General features: G+C 55.4%; 1 rRNA gene. It reads right to left on the bottom strand.

The window, feature by feature from the left end:
- Positions 1 to 10 precede the first annotated feature (10 nt).
- A 5S ribosomal RNA gene (rrf, locus tag ACXJKC_RS21770) occupies positions 11 to 127 on the bottom strand.
- Positions 128 to 381: the final 254 nt, after the last annotated feature.

The raw sequence follows: 381 nt of genomic DNA, 5'->3' as shown, positions 1-381 counted from the left end.
CGGAATGTTTGTTCGGCGACGTCCTACTCTCCCACACCGTCTCCAGTGCAGTACCATCGGCGCTGAAAGGCTTAACTTCCGGGTTCGGAATGTGGCCGGGTGTTTCCCTTTCGCTATGGTCGCCGTAACTCTATGGAGATATCAAAACCTTGCCAGTGCCCAAGATGTCATGGGCCCGGTGAGGGGCCATGGCTTCTTGAGCCTGGGAGCAAACACGGTGTGTTTGCGAACAGGTTCCCGGTTATATCTCGGGAACCTCACAGTGGACGCGGTGTGTGCTTTTGAGGGCACGGTCATCTTTGTAAGGGAACAAGCCCTCGGCCTATTAGTACCAGTCAGCTCCACGCATTGCTGCGCTTCTACTTCTGGCCTATCAACCCA

Source organism: Aeromicrobium sp. P5_D10 (assembly GCF_054049535.1).
Note: the sequence above shows the minus strand (reverse complement) of the source record. Positions and strands in the feature narration are given on the sequence as shown.